Origin of the sequence: Clostridium sp., from assembly GCF_040797585.1 — a bacterium.
GTDB lineage: Bacteria > Bacillota > Clostridia > Clostridiales > Clostridiaceae > Clostridium_Z.
Genome location: NZ_JBFNEO010000168.1, coordinates 1 through 6,450, shown reverse-complemented (window position 1 = coordinate 6,450; position 6,450 = coordinate 1). Strand labels below are relative to the sequence as shown.

Genomic DNA, 6,450 nt, shown 5'->3' with positions numbered 1-6,450 from the left:
GTATACCCCATACTTACCTATGCTTCCTGTAAACTTATTCTTATAAGTAGCTCCTAATGACTCTGCTGCATCCTCAATAATAGGCACATTATATTTATTACATAGCTCAATTATTTTATCAAAATCAGCACTTTGACCATATAAATTAACCACTATTACAGCCTTTGGAAACTTACCTTCCATCTCACAATGTTTAAATGCCTTCTCTAATGCAATTGGACTCATATTCCAACTTTCAGGTTCTGAATCTATAAACACAGGTATTCCTTTTTCATACATTACAGGATTACAACTAGCAGAAAAAGTTAATGAAGAACAAAATATATAATCTCCTTCATTTATTCCAACAGCTTTAAGAGCCATATGTATAGCCGCACTTCCTGAACTTAAAGCTGCTGCCGACTTAACATCTGCATAATCACAAATTTCTTTTTCAAATCCATCTACATTAGGTCCTAATGGGGCTATCCAATTAGTATCAAAAGCCTCATCAATATACGCCTTTTCATATCCTCCCATATGAGGAGAAGCTAAATATATTCTCTTATTCATAATAACACCTCTTATTCTTATATTGTTGCTGCAATCATATCTTTAACCTTAATATTTTTTTCTAAATTTATGCCTTCCTTTTGTTCCTTTATGTAAGTCGGTACTATAATTGTAAGCTTATCTTTTATCTCATCATTACTTCCATTTATAGCTATATATAAAAGTTCTTCAATATCTCCTTTTATATTCTCAATGTTAAACTCACCAGGTTTACCTATAAATATCTTCTTATGAGACGTCTCTTTAAGTCCCTCTTCACTCATTAAAAGCTCTTCATAAAGCTTTTCTCCTGGTCTAAGTCCTGTTATCTTTATATCTATATCATTATAAGGTTCAAGCCCTGACAATCTTATAAGTTCACAAGCTAAATCATATATTTTAACAGGTTTACCCATATCAAGAACAAAAATTTCTCCCCCCTTAGCATAAGCTCCTGCTTGTAATACTAGCTGAGCCGCCTCAGGTATTAGCATGAAATATCTTGTTATCTCCTTATGGGTTAAAGTTATTGGACCACCTTCTGCTATTTGTTTTTTAAATAGTGGTATTACTGATCCATTACTTCCAAGAACATTTCCAAACCTTACTGCTACAAATTCTGTATAACTTTCTCTATCTAAAGCTTGTACTATCATCTCACATATTCTCTTAGTGGCACCCATTATGTTAGTAGGATTTACTGCTTTATCTGTAGATATAAGCACAAATCTTTCTACTTGATACTCTTTAGCAAGCTCTGCCACATTTAAGGTTCCTAACACATTATTTTTAATAGCTTCCATTGGGCTATCTTCCATTAATGGTACATGTTTATGAGCTGCTGCATGAAATACTACCTGTGGTTTATATTCCTCATATATATCATCTAATCTATTTTTATCTCTAACAGATGCTATTAAGACATGCATATCTAAATATTCATATTTTCTTCTTAGCTCCTGCTGTATTTCATAAGCATTATTCTCATATATATCTAGTATTATTAATGTCTTAGGCCTAAAAGAAGCAATCTGTCTACAAAGCTCTGATCCTATGGATCCTCCCCCACCTGTTACCATAACTACTTTATTACTTATGTAATTATTAATCTCATTAGTATCTAATTTTACAGGTTCTCTTCCTAAAAGATCTTTAACATCTACATTTCTTATCCCCTTTAGGCTTACCTTACCACCTATAAGCTCATACATACCTGGAACTATTTTTGTTCTTATCTTTGTTCTGTTACATATTTTAACTATTCTGCTTCTTTCTTCTTCGCTAAGTCTTGGTATAGCAATGATTATAAGATCTATATTCTCTTTTTTAACAACATCCTCTATATCATTTCTATTACCAACAACTTTAACCCCTGCCAGTTGAGTGTTCTTCTTATAAGGACTATCATCTATAAGGGTAACAACCTTATACTTCATCTCTGGATGCCTTCTTATATCCCTTATTACCATATAAGCAGCAGATCCAGCTCCAACTATCATAACTCTCTTAAAATTCTTGCTCTCCTTATTTTTAGCATAAATCATAGCTCTTCTATAAACCCTTAAGCATATCCTCATGCCATTTATAGCCATAGTTATAAAAACAACTGAAACTCCTGTAACTAAAAGAGGAATCCTTCTTTCAAATCCTAGGGATATAAATATATTTATAATCCCTCCAACTACACATCCAGTAACTCCCAACAAAAATTCATCGAGCCCTGCTATAGTCCAAAGGCTTTCATAAAGCTTAAACACTTTAAAACTTATTATATATATTATTATTGCTAACACCATATATGGACTATACTCTAGAAATTTTGAAGTAAGCATTTGGTTACCTAAATTACTATAGAACCTAAAATTGTAACTTAAAAAATAACAAAGCCATATAGCTACTATATCTAAAAGTAACAAGCAATAAATCTTAAGTTTCTTTTTTACATTTGGCATATCCTCCACTTCCCTCTTTTATAAAATAAGATATGTTTGTCTCATATAATTTTCTAAATTTAAATCTTATTCTTCATATATAAATTTCTTTAAATGTTCTACATTTTTTTCCTTATCCCACGTAAAATAAAAAGCTCCATTGTCCCAATAATGACCCTCATAGGTTCCTTCTATTGGTATCTTTGTCTCTTTAGGTTTTTTATTATAAAGCTTTAAAGCTTCCTGCCCAACGTTCATGATTTCACTAAAGTTAAAAGAGGTCTCTACATTCTCTAATGCAATATCTGTAAATTTATCCAATTCACTTAAGCTCATGTTCTTTACTTTTTTCATAATTTCATTAATTACAGTTCTTTGTCTATCCGTTCTTTCAAAATCACTATCTATCTTTCTAATACGAGCATAGGAAAGTGCTTGTGATCCACTTAAGTTATATTTTCCTGGTGAATTTATAGTTTTAGGAGTCTTCTTATTCATTTTCTTAGCTATAACTGAAGCTGGTCCATTAATTCTACTCAATTCCCCTTCTTTAAGTTCAATCTCTATTCCCCCTATAGCATCCACAATATTTACAAGACCTTCAAAGTTCACCATTACATAATCCCTTATATCAAGATTAAAGGTTTCATTTATTACCTTTACCGTATTAACTGGTCCTCCATATTGATGAGCATAGTTAATCTTAGGTGTATTTCCTTCTCCCATGTCTATGTATAAATCCCTTAAAATAGATGAAATCTTCAACTCACCTTTATCCCTATCTATAGTAGCTATCATTATGGTGTCCGTGGCATTTTCTTCTTTATCTACGCCTAAGAAAAGAAAATTAAATATATGTTTTTCACTCTTATTTTCTTCATTTATCCCTATTTCTTCATCACTTAGGGTTACTTCATTAGTTTTTATTTTATTGTATTTACTATATACCTTATATCCCAGTGTTCCACCTATGATCACTATAATTCCAACTATTATAAAAAGCCCTGTTTTTAACCCTTTTTTCATATGTTTTCACCCCAAAGCACTTATTTAAAACACTAAATAAGCTAAAAATTAGCTATTATTCCATGCTTATTTTCCTCTTAAAAAGCTAAATAATCCTTTTTTCTTCTTCTCTTCCTCTCTAATTTCTAAAGGCATGACATCTTGTCCATTAAATATGTTATGCTGATTCTCTTTTATCCAGTTATAAAGCTCTGGATTTAATTCTTTTATTCTAAGAAATCCTTCTTTAATGTTAGTGTTTCTTCTTTTTACATTATGTCCATCGCTTCCTAGCATATGTACCATATTTCTCTTTACTAAGGTCTCTGCAAAATTTCTAACCTCATCTCCATGAAATCCTATAAGACTTGAAGCGTTCATTTGAAGTAAATATCCTTCTTCTATAAACTCTTCTAAAAGGCTTATATCTTTTAAAAATTTTGAATTTCTTTCTGGATGAGCTATTATTGGTGTTAAATTAAGCACAGTCATTTCATATAAGATATCCTTTGAATATTTTGGAATCTCCCTCATAGGAAACTCTATAAGCATATATTTCCCTTTGTTTATTCCCCATATCTTTTCATTTTTATAAAGAGTAGGTAGACTTGGATCTATATACACCTCAAGACCTTCTGCTATGTCTATTCCCTCTACTCTTTCCATAAGACTCTTAATCTTTTTTATATAATCTTCCCTTTCTGGTTCATAGGTTCCCACCATATAATGGCTAGTTGCGCAAATATACTTACTTCCCTCTTTCTTAGCATTTTCTATCATCTCTAAGGATTCTTCTATATTCCTTGAACCATCATCTATGTCATATATTATATGGCTATGAAAATCTATCACGATGAATCCTCCTTTTCTCTTCTTACACCCTTATATTTTTCTGTTTATTCCCACTATTTTAAATAATGAGTTAATTCTTTTTTATCTGATGGCTACTAGCTTGTAACACCTCCATCCTCTTAAAAGATGGGGGATAACAGTTGCTACGCCCCTGGATTAACTCATCTAACCTTCAGGTGACGGAAAGAACACACCTTCTGAAGGAAAATTCGTTCTATAATCATGTATAGTACCTATTTAATTTTGTATATAATTTTAGTGCTAAATTATATACCCTACTTTATTTCCATTATAATTCCAAGAAAAATTATGTATTACCTTGTGGTTTTTGTAATATATTGGGACTCATTTATTTAATATTAGTGTTTAAATAATTTTAAACACTAATATTGTAAAAATCTTAAAGGCTTATATATTTTTACTCTGAATCATCCGAATAATATCCACTATAAGATCCATATCCATAATATGACCCTTCTTTTTCTGGAATCTTATTCATAACTACTCCAAGTAATTTCCCATTAACCTTTACTATATTATCCTTTGCCTTTTCTAGAGCTTGTTTTTCAGTAACTCCATAGGCTGCAAGAAGTATCACTCCATCTGTTACCTTTGATATAACCTGAGCATCTGTTACCACTAGCACTGGTGGTGCATCTAAAAGTATTACATCAAAGTATTTTTTGAGCTCTTCTATAAGATTCTTCATGTTTTTTGATCCTAAGATTTCTGATGGATTTGGTGGTACTGGTCCACTGGTTATGATTCCAAGATTATTTATATCCACCTTTTGTATAACATCCTCAACCTTGCTTTCCTTTATTAAGAGACTTGTAAGGCCTTTAAGATTTGATATTCCAAACTTTTTATGTATTATAGGTTTTCTAAGGTCACAATCTATTAAAAGAACTTTTTTTCCACTTTGAGCCATAGTTATAGCTAAATTACTTATAACTGTACTCTTTCCCTCCCCTGGTCCACAGGAAGTTATAGATATTATATTTGATTCATTATCCAAGGTGGAAAATTGAATATTTGTTCTTAATGTTCTATAGCTTTCTGCTGCCTGGGATTTTGGATTACTATATGCTATTAAATCTTTAATCAATTATTCTCACCTCTACTTTTTTCTTTTCTTTTTTGAAGTTTCATTTCCCACCATAGGTATAGCTCCTATAACTGGTATATCTAAGATTTTCTCTATTTCATCTGAGCTCTTTACAGTATTATCTAAGTACTCTATTAAAAATACTATTCCTAGAGATACAAATAATCCCAGAACAAAAGCTATTGCTATATTTAAAAGAGGTTTTGGACTATCTGGACTTATGGGAAGTACTGCTTCATCTACTAGCTGTACATTGTCCACCTTTTTAACCTCATTACTAACCTTTTTTAAAGACTTAGCTAACTGATTAGCTATATCACGGGCCTCACTTGGATTTTTTGACTTTACAGATATGGTTATGAATTCTGTATCACCCTTTGGAGCTACAGAAACCATCTTTAATAGTTCATCTGGTGTCATAGAAAGACCAAGTGTATCTATAACATCCTCTGCCACAAGTCTAGTTTTAGCAAATTCACTATAGGTTTTAACCAATTTTTGATACATTACAACATCATTGTAATTCTGCTGATTTACATTGCTATTTTGTGAAGCTCCTATTATAACAGATATATCAGCCTTATAGGTAGGTTTGATAATTACAAAACTTACTAGTGCTGCTATGAAAATACTGGCTAAAGTTACTGATAAAATTAAAAGCCATCGCTTCTTAATTATGTGTAAATATTCTTTTAACTCCATTATTCCTCCTAAAAACAACCTATTTTCAACTTAAGTCTTTTAAAATTCTGTTATAATCTTACCATGATTCGACTTTATTGTCTATAATTCTCTATATCTTTTTGAAGTGTTATTAAATTTTCCCTTAATACTTTAATTGTATATTAAGTATTTATTTTAATTTTTTTCTTTATTATCCCAATATAAATTTATACATTTTTCATCATTATTCTTTAGCAATATATTTTTTCTTTATAGTGTATATATAGATATGTCTATATTTTCATTTATTTTTTAATATAATATTATTTTATTCGTAAAATAATTCACAGTATTAAGTCC

General features: G+C 30.7%; 6 protein-coding genes. All 6 read right to left on the bottom strand.

The window, feature by feature from the left end; translation table 11 throughout:
• Window positions 1-552, bottom strand: a 552-nt coding sequence (locus tag AB2369_RS10370) for a DegT/DnrJ/EryC1/StrS family aminotransferase (protein WP_367666408.1), incomplete at its 3' end; no start/stop codon positions are given.
• A gap of 17 nt (window positions 553-569) precedes the next feature.
• A complete protein-coding gene (locus tag AB2369_RS10365; protein WP_367666407.1) occupies window positions 570-2,483 on the bottom strand; it encodes a polysaccharide biosynthesis protein in 1,914 nt (637 codons plus the stop codon).
• A 66-nt stretch (window positions 2,484-2,549) separates the two neighbouring features.
• Window positions 2,550-3,488, bottom strand: a complete 939-nt coding sequence (locus AB2369_RS10360; RefSeq protein ID WP_367666406.1) for an LCP family protein — start codon at window positions 3,486-3,488, stop codon at window positions 2,550-2,552.
• 66 nt (window positions 3,489-3,554) lie between these two features.
• Window positions 3,555-4,319 (bottom strand): tyrosine-protein phosphatase, encoded by a 765-nt coding sequence (locus tag AB2369_RS10355; RefSeq protein WP_367666405.1) that lies wholly within the window; start codon window positions 4,317-4,319, stop codon window positions 3,555-3,557.
• A gap of 418 nt (window positions 4,320-4,737) precedes the next feature.
• Window positions 4,738-5,427 carry a CpsD/CapB family tyrosine-protein kinase gene (locus tag AB2369_RS10350; protein ID WP_367666404.1) on the bottom strand — a complete coding sequence of 230 codons (690 nt, stop codon included), beginning with the start codon at window positions 5,425-5,427 and terminating at the stop codon, window positions 4,738-4,740.
• A 12-nt stretch (window positions 5,428-5,439) separates the two neighbouring features.
• On the bottom strand, window positions 5,440-6,129 hold the full coding sequence (locus AB2369_RS10345; RefSeq protein WP_367666403.1) for a YveK family protein: 690 nt from the start codon (window positions 6,127-6,129) through the stop codon (window positions 5,440-5,442).
• Between the last annotated feature and the right edge of the window lie 321 nt (window positions 6,130-6,450).